Source organism: Kitasatospora sp. NBC_01560 (assembly GCF_045208415.1).
Classification (GTDB): Bacteria; Actinomycetota; Actinomycetes; order Streptomycetales; family Streptomycetaceae; genus Kitasatospora.
The window spans coordinates 9,155,508-9,172,116 of record NZ_CP109364.1; the positions used below are offsets into that span (position 1 = coordinate 9,155,508).

18 protein-coding genes are annotated in these 16,609 nt (G+C 76.1%); 11 read left to right on the plus strand and 7 right to left on the minus strand.

All coding sequences use genetic code 11. From position 1 onward, the window contains the following. Window positions 1-1,329: a discoidin domain-containing protein gene (locus OH807_RS39045; protein ID WP_406209524.1), complete on the minus strand. Its 1,329-nt coding sequence runs from the start codon at window positions 1,327-1,329 to the stop codon at window positions 1-3. A gap of 425 nt (window positions 1,330-1,754) precedes the next feature. On the opposite strand from OH807_RS39045, the gene OH807_RS39050 reads away from it, so the two are divergent. Together OH807_RS39050 and OH807_RS39055 are read left to right on the plus strand one after the other, a co-directional pair. Then, entirely contained in the window at window positions 1,755-2,294 is a 540-nt protein-coding gene (locus OH807_RS39050; protein ID WP_406209526.1) for an ArsR/SmtB family transcription factor, read from the plus strand. 17 nt (window positions 2,295-2,311) lie between these two features. Continuing rightward, window positions 2,312-3,631 (plus strand): MFS transporter, encoded by a 1,320-nt coding sequence (locus OH807_RS39055; RefSeq protein WP_406211425.1) that lies wholly within the window; start codon window positions 2,312-2,314, stop codon window positions 3,629-3,631. Between the two features lie 89 nt (window positions 3,632-3,720). On the opposite strand, the gene OH807_RS39060 is transcribed toward OH807_RS39055, so the two are convergent. From OH807_RS39060 to OH807_RS39070, 3 genes are all read right to left on the minus strand, one after another. Next, window positions 3,721-4,500, minus strand: coding sequence for a hypothetical protein (locus OH807_RS39060; RefSeq protein WP_406209529.1), 780 nt, complete (start codon window positions 4,498-4,500; stop codon window positions 3,721-3,723). Window positions 4,501-4,537: 37 nt separating this feature from the next. After that, on the minus strand, window positions 4,538-5,047 hold the full coding sequence (locus OH807_RS39065; protein ID WP_406209531.1) for a hypothetical protein: 510 nt from the start codon (window positions 5,045-5,047) through the stop codon (window positions 4,538-4,540). A gap of 173 nt (window positions 5,048-5,220) precedes the next feature. Beyond that, window positions 5,221-5,799 carry a TetR/AcrR family transcriptional regulator gene (locus OH807_RS39070; protein ID WP_406209533.1) on the minus strand — a complete coding sequence of 193 codons (579 nt, stop codon included), beginning with the start codon at window positions 5,797-5,799 and terminating at the stop codon, window positions 5,221-5,223. A gap of 240 nt (window positions 5,800-6,039) precedes the next feature. Here OH807_RS39070 and OH807_RS39075 point away from each other — a divergent pair, with 240 nt between their 5' ends. Next, window positions 6,040-7,188 (plus strand): FAD-dependent oxidoreductase, encoded by a 1,149-nt coding sequence (locus OH807_RS39075; protein WP_406209536.1) that lies wholly within the window; start codon window positions 6,040-6,042, stop codon window positions 7,186-7,188. 66 nt (window positions 7,189-7,254) lie between these two features. Here OH807_RS39075 and OH807_RS39080 read toward each other — a convergent pair whose 3' ends face one another. Further along, the gene (locus OH807_RS39080; protein ID WP_406209538.1) at window positions 7,255-7,587 is read right to left on the minus strand and encodes a VOC family protein; all 333 of its coding nucleotides are present in this window, start codon (window positions 7,585-7,587) and stop codon (window positions 7,255-7,257) included. A gap of 248 nt (window positions 7,588-7,835) precedes the next feature. Here OH807_RS39080 and OH807_RS39085 point away from each other — a divergent pair, with 248 nt between their 5' ends. The 3 genes from OH807_RS39085 (at window position 7,836) to OH807_RS39095 (ending at window position 11,183) form a co-directional block, all read left to right on the plus strand. After that, entirely contained in the window at window positions 7,836-8,273 is a 438-nt protein-coding gene (locus OH807_RS39085) for an SRPBCC family protein (protein ID WP_406209541.1), read from the plus strand. 145 nt (window positions 8,274-8,418) lie between these two features. Continuing rightward, entirely contained in the window at window positions 8,419-9,630 is a 1,212-nt protein-coding gene (locus OH807_RS39090; RefSeq protein WP_406209544.1) for a helix-turn-helix domain-containing protein, read from the plus strand. Between the two features lie 206 nt (window positions 9,631-9,836). Further along, window positions 9,837-11,183: a cryptochrome/photolyase family protein gene (locus OH807_RS39095; protein ID WP_406209547.1), complete on the plus strand. Its 1,347-nt coding sequence runs from the start codon at window positions 9,837-9,839 to the stop codon at window positions 11,181-11,183. Between the two features lie 75 nt (window positions 11,184-11,258). Here the strand turns inward: OH807_RS39095 and OH807_RS39100 are convergent, their stop codons facing one another. Then, complete coding sequence (locus OH807_RS39100) at window positions 11,259-11,699, minus strand: SRPBCC family protein (protein ID WP_406209549.1); 441 nt, start codon at window positions 11,697-11,699, stop codon at window positions 11,259-11,261. A 250-nt stretch (window positions 11,700-11,949) separates the two neighbouring features. Between OH807_RS39100 and OH807_RS39105 the strand changes: the two genes are divergently transcribed. From OH807_RS39105 to OH807_RS39125, 5 genes are all read left to right on the plus strand, one after another. Further along, window positions 11,950-12,633 (plus strand): Tat pathway signal sequence domain protein, encoded by a 684-nt coding sequence (locus OH807_RS39105; RefSeq protein ID WP_406209552.1) that lies wholly within the window; start codon window positions 11,950-11,952, stop codon window positions 12,631-12,633. Window positions 12,634-12,771: 138 nt separating this feature from the next. Continuing rightward, the gene (locus OH807_RS39110; protein WP_406209555.1) at window positions 12,772-13,755 is read left to right on the plus strand and encodes an aldo/keto reductase; all 984 of its coding nucleotides are present in this window, start codon (window positions 12,772-12,774) and stop codon (window positions 13,753-13,755) included. 107 nt (window positions 13,756-13,862) lie between these two features. After that, a complete protein-coding gene (locus OH807_RS39115; protein WP_406209557.1) occupies window positions 13,863-14,372 on the plus strand; it encodes a DinB family protein in 510 nt (169 codons plus the stop codon). A 203-nt stretch (window positions 14,373-14,575) separates the two neighbouring features. Then, a complete protein-coding gene (locus OH807_RS39120; RefSeq protein ID WP_406209560.1) occupies window positions 14,576-14,719 on the plus strand; it encodes a hypothetical protein in 144 nt (47 codons plus the stop codon). Between the two features lie 80 nt (window positions 14,720-14,799). Then, the gene (locus OH807_RS39125; RefSeq protein WP_406209563.1) at window positions 14,800-15,300 is read left to right on the plus strand and encodes a DUF6328 family protein; all 501 of its coding nucleotides are present in this window, start codon (window positions 14,800-14,802) and stop codon (window positions 15,298-15,300) included. A gap of 6 nt (window positions 15,301-15,306) precedes the next feature. Here OH807_RS39125 and OH807_RS39130 read toward each other — a convergent pair whose 3' ends face one another. Then, a complete protein-coding gene (locus OH807_RS39130) occupies window positions 15,307-16,551 on the minus strand; it encodes a PP2C family protein-serine/threonine phosphatase (protein WP_406209566.1) in 1,245 nt (414 codons plus the stop codon). Between the last annotated feature and the right edge of the window lie 58 nt (window positions 16,552-16,609).

The window sequence follows — 16,609 nt, forward strand, 5'->3', positions numbered from 1 at the left end:
TCAGTGGCAGCTGTAGGTGGGGCTGGTGTCCTTGACCTGGCCGTCCGTGCCGACGTACGTCCAGCCGTAGCCGGTGTCGGTGAAGTCCAGCTTCAGCACGCCGTAGTCACCGCTGATCCGCTTCTGGCTGTTCGGCTGGACCTGCTCGATCGGGTAAGGCTCGGCGCCGCCCATCCCGCCGACGATCTCGACGATGCCGTCCGCGGTGGCCTTGCCGTCCGGGTCCTGCGGGGCGAACCGCTCGTAGTGGTGGTCGTGCCCGTTGAGCACGAGGTCGGCCCCGGCGCCGTAGAGGATCTTCCACACCGGCCGGGAGACCGGGTCGTTGCCGTGCCCGCCCGAGGAGTAGAGCGGGTGGTGCCAGTAGGCGGCGATGCACTTCTTCGCGTTGGCGGCCAGGTCGGCCTTCAGCCAGTCGATCTGGGTGCTCTGGTCGAAGGCGTTGGAGTCCAGGGCGACGAAGTGCCAGTTGCCCTGGTCGAAGCTGTACCAGCTCTTCCCCTGCGGATAGGCGATGCTGCCGAAGTAGGACTTGTAGCCGGCGAGCGATCCGGCCGGGTCGTAGGTCTCGTGGTTGCCCGGCACCGGGTGGGTCTTCGCCTTGAACGCACCCCAGCTCTTGTCGTAGTAGTTCTTGAAGTCCGCCAGCCGGGCGTCGTCGTACTGGTTGTCACCCATGGTCAGGTAGAACTTCGGGTTGAGCTGCTGGGCCAGTGCGGCCGTCTTCGGGTGCGCGCAGCCGCTGTCCGAGGCGGTGCACTGCGCGGCGATGTCGCCGGCCGCCACCACGGTGAACGCTCCGCCCGGTGACGGCGTCGACGTGGGCGACGGCGTGGGCGTCGACGTGGGTGACGGTGTGCCGCCCAGGGCCCCGTACACCTCCATTTCGAGCAGCGAGTACCCGTACGACGTCCCGCGCGCGGTGCCGTACATCCGGACGTAGCGGCCCTTGCCGGCCAGCCCCGTCCAGTCGTCCGTCCCGCCGTTCCCGGCCTTCTCCTCCGCGACGGTCGTCCAGGCCACCCCGTCCGCCGACACCTCCAGCCGGTACGCCTTCGCGTACGCGGCCTCCCAACTCAGCTTCACCCGCGAGACGGTGGCGCCGGCACCGAGGTCCACCCGCAGCCACTGCGGGTCCTTCCCCTCGGCGCTCGCCCAGCGCGTGGTGGCGCTCCCGTCGAACGCCTTGCCCGCCGCGTACGACGAGCCCTCCGTGGACGAGGCCGTCGCGGCCCTGCCCTGCGAGATCAGCGGATCGGCCGCCGCTCCCGCCTGCCCGGACCAGCCGAGCAACAGGCCGCCGAGCAACGCGAGCACAGCGGCGAACACACCGGTACGAACAGGCCTTGCCGAGACACCATGACGCATCCCTGGACTCCCTGACCTTGAGAAACGGCGAGAGCTGGACACCGGCGCGCCCCGGACGGACCCACCGGCAAAGCGGCGGCCGCACCACCGCGGCGGCCGGGTCAGAGCTCTCGCTGAGCGCGTCACACCCCATCGGGCCGGGGGCCGCGCCAAGCCGCCGGGCAGCAGTCTAGGAGAAAGTAAAGTTTCCTATCAATAGTCCGACGGCATCGAATCCGGGTGCGAGTGCCCCCGTTCGGGGTGGGCCGAAGGTGCCCGGTGCGGGTCGGGGCGGTGGCGGGCCCCGCGTGCCGGGAGGGTGGCGGGCCCCGCGTGCCGGGCGGTCGATCCGGGGAGTTCGGGGAAACCCCTTGACCAATGGTCAAGAAACGTTGACCATTGGGGACATGCCAACCGAGGATCTTCCCGAGACGTTCCACGTCACCACCGACGAGCAACTGCGCGCGGTCTCCAACCTCACGCGCCACCGGATCATGGCCGTGCTCCGCTTCGAGCCCGCGACGATCACGCAGATCGCCGAGCGGGTGGGCCTCGCGAAGGGCAGCTCCAGCTACCACGTACGGCTGCTCGAACGGGCCGGCCTGGTGAAGGTGGTACGGACCCGGAAGGTCCGGGGTGTCACCGAGCGCTACTACGCCATGGCCGCACGGGCGATCGTGCTGCCGGACCCGGGCGAGGGCGGCCCGGACGTGCTGATGCGGCACGCCGTGGCGGATCTGGAGGCGTCGCCGGCGGACGGTGAGCGGCACGTGGGGATGATGCATCTGCGCCTCACCGAGGGGCAGTTCGCGGAGCTGGGGGCCCGGCTGCAGGCGCTGGCGAAGGAGTACCGGGCGCTGTCCGACCCGTCCCTGCCGGACGCGTCGCTCGTCTTCGCGCTGTTCCACCCGGCAGCCCGCGCGCAGGCCGACGGGGGTGCCGAGTGAGCTCGGACGTTTCGACGTTGCCGACCGGGTTCGGACGGCTCTGGACGGCGCAGACGGTGTCCTCGCTCGGTGACGGGGTGACGCATGCCGCGCTGCCGCTGCTCGCACTGACGCTGACGCGGGATCCGATGGCGCTCGCCGTCGTCACGGCCGCCGGAACGCTGCCGTGGCTGCTCTTCGGCGTGCTCGGCGGTGCGCTGGTGGACCGCTGGGACCGCCGGCGCACGATGTGGGTGACGGACGCGGCCCGTGCGGCACTGCTCGTGATACCGGCGGCAGCGGCCGCGCTCGACGCACTGAGCATTCCCCTGCTCGCGGCCGTCGCCTTCCTGCTCGGCCTCGGCGGGCTCTTCTTCGACACCGCCGCCACGGCCTACCTGCCGGATCTTCTCGGCCGCGACCCCGCACTCCTGGAGCGCGCCAACTCCCGTCTGCGCGGCGCCCAGACTGCCGCGTCCGGCTTCGCGGGGCCGCCGGCGGGCAGCGCCCTGCTCGCGCTCGGGCGGGCTGTTCCGCTGCTCGCCGACGCGGTGTCGTTCGCGCTCTCCGCCCTGCTCGTCCGGTCGCTGCCGGCCGCTCCCCGGCCCGTGCCGCAGGCCCGTGAGTCGCTGCTGCGGCAGGCGCGGGCCGGCGCCTCGTACGTCTTCCGGAACCAGCTGCTGCTCGGGCTCGCGCTGCGCCCGGCGGTCGGCAACGTCGCCTTCCTCGCCGTGGAGACCGTCCTCGCCCTCTTCGCACACGATCGGCTCGGCACGGGCACCTTCGGCTTCGGCCTGCTCCTGACGGCGGAGGCCACCGGCGGTCTGCTCGGCGCGGGCATCGCCTCCTTCCTCGGCCGGCGGCTCGGCACCGGCACCGCACTGACCTGCACGGCCGCGGTCGAGGGGCTCGCCGTCCTGGGCCTCGCCCTCGCCCCGAACCCGTACGTCGCCGGCCTCGCGCTCGCCGTCTGCGGGGCGGGCATGGGCGCCACGATGGTGCTCGCCCCCTCCCTCCGGCAGGCGATCGTCCCCGCCCACCTGATGGGCCGGGTCGCCTCCACCTCCCGCATGCTCGCCATGTGCGCCGCCCCGTTCGGCGCCTTCCTCGGCGGCTGGCTGGCCACCGCCTACGACGTGCGCACCCCGCTCTACGTCGCCGCCGGTCTCCTCCTCACCATGACCGCCGTCACCGCGACCATGACCGGCAACCGCCAGGTCGAGGCGGCGCTGCGTGCCGCGGCCCCGGCCGCCGATTCGGCCACCGATGCGGCCGCTGATCCGGTCGCCGGTCCGGACCGCCCCGGCTCCGGGGCTCCCGTTCGGGAGGGTGCCCTGGAGGACGCCGCGCGGTCGTGAGCCGGCGGGATCGACGAGGGGTGCGGCGCCCCGGGCCCCGGGCCCCGGCGCGCCGGCTCCTCGGTGATGCCGGTTCGGCCGGCGCCGGTTCAGCCGACCGGCCGGGGTGCCGACCGGCCGATGTCGCGGGGGAGTTCGAGGCCGAGGATGCGGTCGAGGCGCACGGAGGTCTCGAACCCGGCGCCGGCCGGGTCGGGCCCGTCGGCGAGCGCGTCCAGCTCCGCCAGGACCGTCGCGGTGTCCAGGTCGTCGCCGACGGCGGCGAGGGAGCGGCGCAGCGGGTCGGCGAGCACGGGGAGCGAGGGCTCCTGGGCCCAGTAGGCGACCAGCCGCCGCCAGCGGTCCAGCGTCTCCTGGGCGTCGGTGAGGGTCCGGCGGGTGAGGTCGACCGGCGCCCGGTAGGAGTGGCGCAGCAGCGCGAGGCGGACGGCCAGCGGCTCCGCCCCGCCGTGCTCCAGGAAGCCGAGCGGCGGCTCGCCGGTCACCGGCGGCCGGGCCGGGGTCGTGGCGGCCACGACGGCACCGGTGGCCGGGCGGCCGGCGTCGGTGCCCGGTGCGAGGAGGTGCACGTCCGCCGGGCCGGCCGGGTGGTCGGTGTCGGGCGGGTGGACGCCGAGCAGATCGGCCTGCCGGGCCAGCTCCGCGACCTGGCCCGGCGGCAGCGCGGGGTGGGCCCAGGCGAGGCTGACCTGGAGCCGCCCGCCGAGTTCGCCGGCGCGCCGCAGCACGTCGGCGGTCAGCAGGGCGCGCAGGTCGGAGAGGTCGAACGGGCGCCCCGGGTGTCCGAGGTGGACGGCGACGCGGAGCAGGCCGTGGTGGGCGGGCCGGATCTCGGCGGCGCTGCCGGTGCGGGTGTCGGTGAGACGCAAGGATTCCTCCCGGGGGTGGCCCCGGCCGGCGGTGCCCTCATCGGGCGCCGGGCGGGCCGGTCAGTGCGGCGAGCTCCTCGCCGAGGCGGTGGTGGAGGTCGCGCAGGAGCGCGGCGGGGGTGCCGAGGCCGGTGAGGCGGGTGCGGCTCTCGACGAGCTGCCGGGACTGCACCGGGGCGTACGCGCAGGCGACGGCGTCGTGGACGTACCACTCGTGGTAGAGCAGCAGGCGCTGGATCTCGTCCTTGAGCGCGGGGTCGGCCCGGACGGTCTGGAGATCGCGGCGCAGCTTCCAGTAGGCGATCTGGACGATGCTGGCGCGCAGGGCGAGGCTCCCCTCCGTGTTGCCGGGCGCGGAGCAGCCCCAGACGACCACCTCGGCGTCCGGCTGGAGCAGCACGGCGCGTTCCAGCAGCGGCAGCAGCGCGCGGAGCTGGGCGGCGCGGGTCGGGCCGGCGGGTGGTTCGGCGGGGCGCGCGGTGGGACCGGCCGGTCGCCGTCCGCGGAGGAGGCGGCGCACGGCGGCGAGGCGGTGCGGATCGCTCACGACGGCCTCCTTCCCGTGCCGGGGGAGGGCTCACCGGCACCGCGGCACCGCGGTACTGCCGCATCGAGCGCGGTCGGCATCGGTCGCGAGCGGCCGGTGGCGTCGAGGGCGAACCTCGTCGCCCCTGGCTGTCTCCAGTGTCACCCGGGCGGCCCGTGCGGGCCACGGCGCGGCTACCCGGCGTTCCAGCCGTTCTCCAGGAGGTCGAAGGCGGCGTCGAGGGCCCGTGCCGGGTCGTCGGCGTCGCGGGCGAGGGCCGAGGCTTCGAGGGCGAACCGGGCGAGGGCGGCGCACCGGGGGTCGTCCGCCTCGGCGCCGGTGTCCCGGGCGATGGCCCGGGCGAGGGCGCCCTGGTGGCGCGCCCACATCCGGTGGGAGTACTCGCTCAGGGCGGGGGTGGTCCTGACGAGCTCCGCGAAGGCCCGGAAGGCGGCGTCGTCGGTGCCGGTGGTGCGCAGGTGGGCGCGTTCGACGTACTCGCGCAGCGCGGCGGGGACGGACCGGCCGGGCGGCCGGTCGTGCACGGCTGCGAGGAGACCGGCCTCCTGGTCGGGTTCCTGGTCGAAGACCAGGGCCTCCTTGCCGGGGAAGTGCTTGAGCAGCGTCGTGGTCGACACGTCCGCTGCCTCGGCGACGTCCCGGAGGGTCACCCGGTCGTAGCCGTGCTCCAGGAAGAGGTTCAGGGCGGCGTCGGCGAGTGCTCGGCGGGTGGCGGCCTTCTTGCGCTCGCGGCGGCCGACGGTGGCATCCATGCCGGCATCGTACCGGAAGGTGTGCGGGGCAAAAACGTGTGCGGGAGAAAAAAGGGCACAGCGCAAAAGGTTGTGTCGTTGCACTTTTTGGGTCAGTGTGTTTTTGTGGCCGAGCGGCCGAGCGGCCGAGCGGCCGAGCGGCCGAGTAGCCCGGCGCCGAGTAGCCGGGCGGCCGGCGGGCCGAAGCCCCGGACGCCCGAGCCCCCGGAAGGCCCGATCCCCCAGAAGGAAGGCACCCCCATGACCACCAGCACCCCCCGGATCGCCGTCGTCGGCGCCGGCCCCGGCGGCCTGATCTGCGCCCGCATCCTCCAGCGCCACGGCATCGCCGTCACCGTCCACGACCGCGACGCCTCCCGTACGGCCCGGCCCCAGGGCGGCACCCTCGACATGCACGCCGCCTCCGGCCGGCACGCCCTGCACGAAGCCGGTCTGCTCGACGAGTTCCTCGCCCTGTCCCGCCCCGAGGGCGGCCACCTGCGCCTGGTCGGCCGGGACGGGACGGTCCTCGTCGACGCCCTCCCCCCGGCGGACGCCGTCGCCGCCGGCAGCCCCGAGATCGACCGCGGCCAACTGCGCGACCTCCTGCTGGACTCCCTCGCCCCGGGCACCGTGCGCTGGGGACACCGGCTGGAGCGGGCCGAGCCGCTCGGTGACGGCACCCACCGCCTGCACTTCACCGACGGCACCACCAGCGAGACGGACCTGCTGGTCGGGGCGGACGGCGCCTGGTCCGTGGTCCGCGGCCTCGTGTCGGACGCCCGCCCCGCCTACACCGGCGTCACCTTCGTCGAGACCGGCCTCGACGACGCCGACACCCGCCACCCCCGGCTCGCCGCGCTCACCGGCAACGGCACCATGATGGCCCTCGACGACAACCGGGGCCTGATCGCCCAGCGCAACAGCGGCGGGCACATCCGCGTCTACGTCGGCCTGCGCACCGACGAGGCCTGGCACCGGCTGGCCGGCGTCGACCCGGCCGACCCCGGGGCCGTCCGGGCCGCCCTGCTGGCGGAGTTCGCCGGCTGGGGCGACGAGCTGCTCGGCCTCGTCACCGACACCGACCGCGGCTACGTCAACCGGCCGCTGTTCGCCCTGCCCGTCCCGCACACCTGGCCCCGCACCCCGGGCGTCACGCTCCTCGGTGACGCCGCGCACCTGATGTCGCCGTTCTCCGGCATGGGGGCCAACCTCGCCATGCTCGACGGCGCCGACCTCGCGCGCGCCCTGATCGACCACCCCACCGTCGAGGCCGCCGTCACCGCCTACGAGGACGTCCTGCTGCCCCGGTCCGCCGAGGCGGCCGCGGGCGCCGCGGAAGGCATCGACGGCGCCTTCGCCCCCGACAGTGCCGAGCAGGCTCTCGCCCACCTGACGGGCCGCCACTGACGGGCGGCGCACCACGGGCCCCGAGCGCCGGACGCGCCCGCGGGCCCACCGGCCCGGCTGCCCCGGCTACCTGACGCAGAACTCGTTGCCGGCCGGATCCTGCAGCACGGCCCAGGTCAGACCCGGCACGCTGTGCTCGTCCACGACCGTGGCGCCCAGGCCCACCAGCCGCTCCACCTCGGCGGTGCGGTCCTGCGACGCGAAGTCGACGTGGACGCGGTTCTTGCCCTGCCTGCCCTCGGGGACGCGCTGGAACCCCAGCGCCACCGGCTGCGCCCCGACCACGACGAACTCGCCGAAGTCCTGGACGATCTCCGCGTCCAGGGCCGTCGCCCACCACCGGGCGAGCTCCTGCGGCTCCGCGCAGTCCACCGTGATCATCGTTGCCGAGAGCGTCATGCGCACACTGTAGCCACCGCGGCGGACCGGGCTCCCCGGCGCCCCGGGCCGGGCCCAGCCGGTCGGGCGCCGGTGGCCGAACTCGGCGGCGACGGCCGGGTCGCGGTGGTCGAAGAACGCCGGGGCGCCGGAGCCGGCCCCGCGACGCAGAATCCCCTCCGGACCCCAATCCGCGGCGCCCTCCGCGCCGAATGCGCCGAGGAGTTGTCTGCCCCGCACACCGGCACCGCGAGCCGAAGGAGCACTCGATGATCACCGTGGAGCGCCGCATCCCGGTCGGCCGCCCGGCCGAGGAGGTCCGGCGGTACCTGGCCGACTTCGGCCACACCGTCGAGTGGGACCCGGGCACCGAGAGCTGTACCCGTCTGGACGACGGGCCGGTGGTCGTCGGCGCGTGCTGGCGCAACGTCTCCCGCTTCCGCGGCCGCCGCACCGAACTCTCCTACCGCCTCGAACGCTACGAGCTGGACCGCCTGGTGTTCGTCGGCCGCAACCGCACCGTCACGGCCACCGACGACATCGCGGTGCGGCCGGAGGCGGGCCACAGCCTCGTGGTCTACCGCGCCCACCTGCGCTTCCACGGCGTGGCGCGGCTGGCCTCCCCCTTCCTGCGCCCGGCCTTCGAACGCCTCGCCGACCAGGTGGCGCACCGGCTGCCCGCCGTCCTGGGCGCGGCAGGGCCGTGACCGGGGCGGCCCGGGCGGCGCCGTCGGCGCTGCGCCCCGGGCGGCGGGCGGCCGGTGAGAGATCATGAAGGCCCCGCACGGCACGGACCGTCCTGGACATCCCGCCGGTCCGCGCGGCCGGGCCGCCGAACGAGCTGGAGGTGCCGTGGACGCCAAGACGGGTGTGGGGGTGCGGGTCGGACGGTTCCGCCGGGCGTTCGGCGTCACCCGTGCCGAGCTCGCCGAGGCGGTCGGCCGGAACGCCGATTGGCTGAAGGCCGTGGAGTCCGGGCACCGGCGGCTGGACCGGTACGCGATGGTCCACGCCCTGGCCGAGGCCCTGGGCGTCGCCCCCGCGGACCTCCTCGGCCTGCCGTGCGGACGGGAGGACGGGGTGACGGCCCCCGCCCACCGGGCGCTCGCCGCGCTGCGACCGGCCGTCCTGCGGACCGGGCTCCCGCCCGCGCCCGGAGCGCCCGGAGCACGCGAAGCGCCGGCCGGGCCCGGAGCGTCGTCGGCCGCCGTCGAGCGGCTCCGCGGCCGGCTCGGCACCGTGACCCGGCTGCGCGCGGCGGGCCGGCTCGCGGATCTCGCCGCCGGGCTGACGCTGCTGCTGGACGACCTGACCGCGGTGTCGGCGGCCCCCGGAGCGGACCCGGACGCCCTGCTGCCCGCCCTGTTCGTCGAGGCGCTGCACGAGACGGCGATGCTGGCCAAGCGGTTGGGGGCCACCGACCTGGCCGCCGTGGCCGCGAACGAGGCCCGGTCGCGGGTCGCGGCCGTCGCGGACCCGGTTGCGGAGGCCGCCGTGCAGTGGCTGCGCGCCGAGGTCTGCCTCGCGGCCGGAGCCGTGCCGGAGGCGGCGGCCCTGGTCGACGCCGGACTCACCACGACGGCCGAGCTGCTCGGCCGGTCCGGCCCGCAGGCCTGGAGCGTCTGGGGCACGCTGCACCTGGTCGGAGCCGTCGTGGAGGCGCAGGGCGGGCGGCAGGCGGAGTCCGCCCGGCACCTCGCCGAGGCGGCGGCGGCCGTCGCGCACGCCGCTCCGGGAGGCCTCGACCGGACGGGGTTCGGCACGGGGGAGTGGGCCGTGCACTCCCTCCACGCGGCGCTCGAACTGGGCGAGGACGTCGGGGCGCTGGAGCGCGTCCACGGGGTGGACACGACAGGGCTGCCGGCCGATCGGCAGGCCCGGCACGGCATCGACCGCGCCCGCGCGCACACCCGGGCCGGCCACTGGGACCAGGCGGCGCACGAGCTGCTCGCCGCCGACCGCCGCGCTCCGCAGGTCGTCCGCAGCCACCCGCTGGTGCGCGAACTGGTGGGGACGGCACCCCGCCTCGAAGCCGCGGCCGGCCGGCTCGGGTTCGCGCTGTAGCGGCGCCGGAGCACCCGGCGCGCGACGGCCCGGTGCGGCTTTGCGAAGCGGCCGGCCCACTCGGGCCAATCCGCCGGGCGGTGGGCTCCGAACAGGCGGCTCGGACGGTCGCCCGGGCCGCCGTTCAGTCCGAAGAACCCGACCGCACACGTCCCGACCGGCCCCGACCGCACCGGCCCCGACCGCACCAGCTCCGAGGCACTCCGATGACCGTCTCCGTCGCCCTGTTCACCCAGGACCTCCGCCTGCACGACAACCCCGTCCTGCACGCCGCTCGGATCGCGGCCGACCAGGTCGTCCCGCTGTTCGTGCTCGACCCCGCCGTCGAGGCTTCGGGCTTCGCCGCCCCGAACCGGCGGGCCTTCCTGGCCGCCTGCCTCACCGACCTGGACGCCTCGCTGCGCCGGACCGGCGCCCGGCTGATCGTCCGGCACGGGGACGCCGCCGAGCAGACGGCCCGCGTCGCGGCGGAGGCCGGTGCCGCCACCGTGCACGTCGCCGCCGGCGTGAGTGCGTTCGCCCGGCGCCGCGAGGCGCGGCTGCGCGCGCGGTTCGGCGGCCGGCTGCACGTCCACGACGCCTCCCTCACTGTGGTCCCGGCAGGCCCGGCAGGCCCGGGCGGCGCGGCCGGCCGGGATCACTGGACGGTGTTCACCCCGTACCACCGGGCCTGGCAGGAGGCGCCCCGCCGGGCGGTGCTGGGCGCGCCGCAGGTGCTCACCACCCCGGCCGGCCTCGGCAGCGAGGCGCTGCCAACCGCCCGGCCCGCCTCCCCCGCCCTGCCGCCGGGAGGCGAGACGGCCGCCCGGGCCCGGTGGCGGCAGTGGGGGGCCGACGTCGACGGGTACGCGGACCGGCACGACGATCTCGCGGCCGACGGCACCTCCCGGTTCTCCCCGTACCTGCACTTCGGCTGCCTCTCCCCGTCCGAGCTGGCCGCGGCCGCCGCGCGGCGCGGCGGCGCGGGGGCCCGGGCGTTCGTCCGGCAGCTCGCCTGGCGGGACTTCCACCACCAGGTGCTCGCGGCGCGGCCCGACGCCGCGCACCGCGACTACCGCGGCAGGGGCGACCACTGGCACCACGACGAGCGGGAGGCCGAGGCCTGGCGGCAGGGCCGCACCGGCTACCCGGTCGTCGATGCCGGTCTGCGCCAGCTCGCCCACGAGGGCTGGATGCACAACCGCGCCCGACTGCTGACGGCCTCGTTCCTCACCAAGTCGCTGTACCTGGACTGGCGGATCGGGGCCCGGCACTTCCTCGCCCTGCTGGTCGACGGCGACGTGGCGAACAACCAGCTCAACTGGCAGTGGGTGGCGGGCACCGGTACCGACACCCGGCCCGACCGGGTCCTCGATCCGCTGCGCCAGGCCGACCGTCACGATCCGGACGGCGCCTACGTCCGCCGCTGGGTGCCCGAGCTCGCCGACCTGCCGGGGCCGGCCGTGCACCGCCCCTGGCTGTTCGCCCCCGACTACCCGGAGCCGATCGTCGCGCCGGAGGCCCTCACCGCCCGCTTCCGCCTGGCCCGGGCCCGGGCCGCGGCCCGGAGTTGAGTCGCGGCCCGGAGCTGAGCCGGGTGCTGGACCGTCCGCTGCGCAGACCGCCCGCGGTGCACGGCCCGGCCGGGCTCAGCGCAGCAGCTGGTCCAGCACCCGGCCGAAGACGATCCGGCCGGCCCGCGCGAGGACCGGGTCGAGGAACCGCGGGACGCCGGCGAACCGGATCTCCTCCGCCCAGGTGACCTCGCTGCCGTCGGCTCCGCCGCCCGCCGCGCGCACCCGCAGCTCCGCGCGGCCGAGGACGCGGCGGCCGCGCTTCTCCAGCCGGCACAGCCCGTCGGATCCGGGCGTGGGCGCGGTCAGTTCGACGATCTCCATCAGGTCGTCGATCACGAACGGGCCGAGCCGCGTCCGGGCCAGGACGACGTCCCCGACCAGGCGGCCGGTGCCGCGCGAGGCGCGGACGCGGGTGAACGGCACGTGGTCGCCGTGCCGGGGCCAGTCGGTGAGCCGCTCCAGGCACACGGCGGGGGGCAGGGCGGTACGGCGGGTCAGGACGAAGTGGGCCACAGCTCACCCTAACGAGCCCGGCCCGGTGGGGTGCCGCACCGCCGCGGCGGTGCGCCGCCGGTCCGGGCCCGCGGCCCGGCCCTCGGCGGGATCCGGGCCCGGCAAATCCTTGCTGACGAAAAGTCAGCAAGTTCCGCCGATCGCCTTGACGGTGCTCTGACACGGCTCTACAACGTAGTCAGCTCCCCGGTCCCACCCGGCCGGGAGCAGCGGACGTTCCGCCTTCCCGCACCCCCACCGAGGAAGAGGCATGCCCATGCGCACCCACCCCCACCTCGCCTTCGCCGCCACCGTCGCCGTGCTCGCCCTGGGCGCCGTCCCCGCCGCGGCGGCACCGGCCCCCGCCGCCACCCCGGTGCTGACCACCGGCGGCGCGGGCGGCACCGCCGTCGCCGCGGGCGATGCGCTCGCCGCACCGCTCGCCGCGGGCACCCGCGCCACCTTCTACTCGACCGCGACCAGCACCACCGGTGTCACCTGCGCCGCCTCCCAGCTGTCGGCCAAGGTGCTGAGCAACCCGGCGGCGCCGGGCACGGCGACCGAATCCCTCACCGGGCTGACCTTCGGCTCGTGCACCAGCAACGTCACCGGGGTCACCTCGGTGCGCAGCCTGACGGTCGGCAACCTCCCGCACGGCATCGCCGTCGACGACGGCGCCGGGCTCCCGGTCACCCTCACCGCCGGGGCGGCCGGGCCGATCCAGGCCACCGCCGTGCTCAACTCCTGGTTCGGCGCCATCACCTGCACCTACCAGCTCAGCGGCGCGTTCGCCGGCAACGCCGACAACGCCGCCCACAGCATGGGCTTCCGCAACGAGCACTTCGCCAAGAGCGGCGGCTCCGCGCTCTGCCCGGCCGACGGCTACTTCTCCGCCACCTACGGCCCCGTCACCGACACCACCCAGCCCGGCGGCCCCGTGGTCCACGTCAACTGAGCCGCGCGGGCCCGGCCGGCGGGCAGCCGCGGCCACCGGCCGGGCCCGCCCCGGTGCGCACACCCGCCCCGGCCGGGCCCCGGCCGGCCGCGGTCGTGTCGCCGCCCGCGCCCGCGGGCGGTGTGGAACGCTCGGGGCATGGAACAGCGCGTACTCGGCCGGACGGATCGTCCGGTGTCCGTGGTGGGGCTCGGCACGTGGCAGCTCGGTGCGGACTGGGGTGACGTCCGGGAGGAGGACGCCCTCGCCGTCCTCGACGCGGCCGTGGCCGGGGGCGTCACCTTCTTCGACACGGCGGACGTCTACGGTGACGGCCGCAGCGAGCAGCTGATCGGGCGGTACCTGCGCGCCCACCCCGGTCAGCAGCTCCTGGTGGCCACCAAGTTCGGCCGCCGCGTGCCACAGCTTCCGGAGCACTACACCCTGGCCAACTTCCGTGCCTGGGCGGACCGTTCCCGGGCCAACCTGGGCGTCGAACGGCTCGACCTCGTCCAACTGCACTGCCCGCCGACCGCTGTCCACTCGACGGACGCGGTGTTCGACGCACTGGACACGCTGGTGGCGGAGGAGCGGATCGCCGCGTACGGGGTGAGCGTCGAGACCTGCGCCGAGGCGCTGACGGCGATCGCCCGCCCGGGCGTGGCGAGCGTCCAGATCATCCTCAACCCGTTCCGGCTGAAGCCGCTGGACGAGGTGCTCCCCGCTGCGCGGGCGGCGGGCGTGGGCGTGATCGCCCGGGTGCCGCTGGCCTCCGGGCTGCTCTCGGGCCGCTACACCAAGGACACCGTCTTCCCCGAGTCCGACCACCGGACGTACAACCGGGACGGCTCCGCGTTCGACCGCGGCGAGACGTTCTCGGGCGTCGACTTCGACGAAGGCGTCGAGGGTGCGGTCGAGTTCGCCTCGCTCGTCCCGCCCGGTGCGACGCCGGCGCAGACCGCACTGCGCTGGATCGTCCAGCAGCCCGGCGTGACGACGGTGATCCCCGGGGCCCGCTCGCCGCGGCAGGCGCGGGCCAACGCGGCGGCGGCGGAGCTCGACCCGCTGCCGGAGCAGACCCTGGCGGCCGTCCGGGAGCTGTACGACCGCAGGTTCCGCGCCGGGGTGCACCCACGCTGGTGAGCCCGGCGGGGGTGCGGCGCGGGGCGGCGGTGCGGCGGGCGCCGCTGGTCCACAATGCCGGCAGTCACCTGCTGCGAAAGGGCCGCGCGCCCGGACGGGGAGTCCCCATGAAGAGTGCCGACCTGCTCGCCGACGCCTTCGGCCGGATCCACGAGGCCGTCCACGACGTGGTGGACGGCCTCACCGCCGAGGAGCTGACGGCGCGCGTCGACCCGCAGGCGAACTCGATCGTCTGGCTGGTCTGGCACCTGACCCGGATCCAGGACGACCACATCGCCGATGCCGCCGGCACCGAACAGATCTGGACCGCTGACGGCTGGTTCGAGCGCTTCGCCCTCGGTTTCCCGGCCGGCTCGACCGGCTACGGCCACCGCGCCCGCGAGGTCGCCGCCGTCCGCGTCGACGCCCCGGAGCTGCTCACCGGTTACCACGACGCCGTCCACGAGCGGACGCTCTCCTTCGTCCGCGGGCTGACCGGCCCCGCGCTGGAGCGGATCGTGGACGAGGCCTGGAGCCCGCCCGTCACCCTGGGCGTCCGCCTGATCAGCGTCGTCGCGGACGACCTCCAGCACATCGGCCAGGCGGCCTTCGTCCGGGGCATGCTCCGGAGGCGCTAGGGGCTGTCCCACTGGCACCCGGGCCGGACGGCGCGCGGAGCGGCCCGCGCACCGGCAGACTGGGCATCCGGGCCGTTCGGCGGCCGCTCCGCGCCGGCAGCCGCACCGGGGCGGGGCGGGGGCCAGGACCACACCCGGGGCCCCGGCCGGACGCGCCGCCGGTCCGCCGGTCCGTGGCCCCGGAGGCACCGCGAGGAGGCACCGTGGAGAGCCGGTCCGACGCCCGCACCGCCCTGCCGGGCCACCCGGGCCACCCGGTGCGTCCGCTCCGTCCGGTTCGTGTCGTCGCCCCGGCCGCCCCGGCCCACCGCGACGCGACGGGCACCGACCCCGGCCGTCCCGCGTGATCTCCGGTGGCGGCGACCGCGGCGGCGGCCCGCACCGGGCCGGGCGCGGCGCCCGGGCCGACCGCGGGGGTGCGACCCCGGTGAGCGGGCGCCACGAGACGACCCGGGAACGCGCCGACCGCAGGTGGAACGACCTGCTCCAGGAGGTCCGGGTCTCGCAGACCGGCGCGCAGATCATCTTCGGCTTCCTCATCGGCGTCGCCTTCACCCCGCGCTTCGCCGGGCTGTCCGCCTTCGACAAGAACCTGTACATCGTCACCGTCGTCCTCGGCGCGTTCGCCACCGGGTCGCTCATCGCGCCCGTCGCCTTCCACCGCTTCCTCGCCGGCCACGACCTGAAGCCCGAGCTCATCCACATCGCCGCGCGGCTCATCGCCGTCGGCCTCGTCCTGCTGGCCCTGACCATCTCGGCGGCCGTCCTGCTGCTGCTCCGGGCCGCGACGGACAACGCCGTCCTCTCCGCGGTGCTCGGAGCGGCCGTGCTGCTCTGGTTCACCACGGCGTGGCTGCTGCTGCCCCGGCTGGTGCTGCACCGGGCCGCCGCACGGAGGGCCCGGGAGCGCGGCCGCGACGAGCCCTGACCGGGCCTACCCGCCCGCCCGGCCCGCGCCCCGGGGATGCCATTCGGCGAGCAGGATGGTGGCGTCGTCGGTGAGCCGCCCGTCCTGGTGACGGAGGACGGAGCGGATGAGGCGGTGCAGCGCCTCGGGGGCGGCCTCCCCGGCGGCGGTGGCCCGCAGGATGCTGTCCACCAGCCGCGGCTCCCCGAAGAGCTCGCCGCCCCCGCCGCGCCCCTCGGTGATGCCGTCGGTGTGGACGAGCAGGCGGTCGCCGGGCTCCAGCTGGGCCCGGTGCACGACGGGCGCGGGCACGGCGTAGCCGGGCCCGAGGCCGAGCGGGGGGTGCACGGGCCGTACCAGGGCACCGGGGACGACGTGGCTGCCGCGGATGAGCAGCGGGGCGGGGTGGCCGCAGTTCACCCAGGAGAGGCGGCCGGTGGCGATGTCGAGGTCGGCGAAGACGGCGGTGAGGAGGCGCTCGGGCACCCACTCGGCGAGGGCCCGGTCGACGGCCGCGGTGATGTCGGCGAGGCCGCCGCCGGCCCGGCGGGTGGAGCGGCAGCCGGCCAGCGCGAGCGCCGAGGAGAGGCCGGCGGCGACGTCGTGGCCCATCGCGTCGGCCACGGTGACGTGCAGGTGGTGCGCGTCCAGCGCGTGGTCGAAGGCGTCGCCGCCGATCTCGTAGGCCGGCTCCAGCACGGCGCTGGACGTGACGTCCGCGGTGCCGAGGGTGCGCGGCGGTACGAACGCCCAGGCCAGCTCGGCCTGCAGGGTCATCGGCCGGGTGCGCACCATCTTCAGGATCGTGTCGCTGAACGCCGTCTTCGAGGCCACCAGCAGGGCGGTCAGGGAGGCGAGGGTGCGGCAGCGGGCGAGTGTGGCGTCGTCCGGCGCGGGCGCGGGCGCGGGCGCGGTGACGCGCAGGACGCCGATCCGCTCGACGCCGTCCAGCAGGGGCAGCCAGAGCACCGGCGCGCCGTCGGTGCTCAGCCGGAGCGACTCCGTGCGGTAGGCCCGGCCGGCCAGGGTGCCCTCCACGCCCAGCGTCGCGGCGGCGGTGTCCTCGGCAGGCGCCGGGCCGTCGCTGTCGCTGTCGGCCGGGGGGAGCGGGACGAGGTGGGTCTGCTGGACGTCCGCGAGGTACACCCGCGCGTCGTCCAGGCCCATCGCGCGGGCGGTCCGCCGCACCAGGGCGGCCAGGCCGTCCGGCGAGGTTCTGTGCGCCTGTTCGACGAGGTCACCGAGGAGCGCGCCGAACGCCGCGTCGTCCACGCACCCCACTGTGCGCCGCCCGCCCGGACGGCGCCAGCCGCGTGCCGCCCGGCCCGGG

Coding starts and splice junctions, on each gene's coding strand:
- OH807_RS39080 (WP_406209538.1), bottom strand. CDS start 7,587: ATGACGCTCTCGGCAACGATGATCACGGTGGACTGCGCGGAGCCGCAG.
- OH807_RS39095 (WP_406209547.1), top strand. CDS start 9,837: ATGACCGTCTCCGTCGCCCTGTTCACCCAGGACCTCCGCCTGCACGAC.
- OH807_RS39070 (WP_406209533.1), bottom strand. CDS start 5,799: ATGGATGCCACCGTCGGCCGCCGCGAGCGCAAGAAGGCCGCCACCCGC.
- OH807_RS39085 (WP_406209541.1), top strand. CDS start 7,836: ATGATCACCGTGGAGCGCCGCATCCCGGTCGGCCGCCCGGCCGAGGAG.
- OH807_RS39105 (WP_406209552.1), top strand. CDS start 11,950: ATGCCCATGCGCACCCACCCCCACCTCGCCTTCGCCGCCACCGTCGCC.
- OH807_RS39110 (WP_406209555.1), top strand. CDS start 12,772: ATGGAACAGCGCGTACTCGGCCGGACGGATCGTCCGGTGTCCGTGGTG.
- OH807_RS39050 (WP_406209526.1), top strand. CDS start 1,755: ATGCCAACCGAGGATCTTCCCGAGACGTTCCACGTCACCACCGACGAG.
- OH807_RS39115 (WP_406209557.1), top strand. CDS start 13,863: ATGAAGAGTGCCGACCTGCTCGCCGACGCCTTCGGCCGGATCCACGAG.
- OH807_RS39075 (WP_406209536.1), top strand. CDS start 6,040: ATGACCACCAGCACCCCCCGGATCGCCGTCGTCGGCGCCGGCCCCGGC.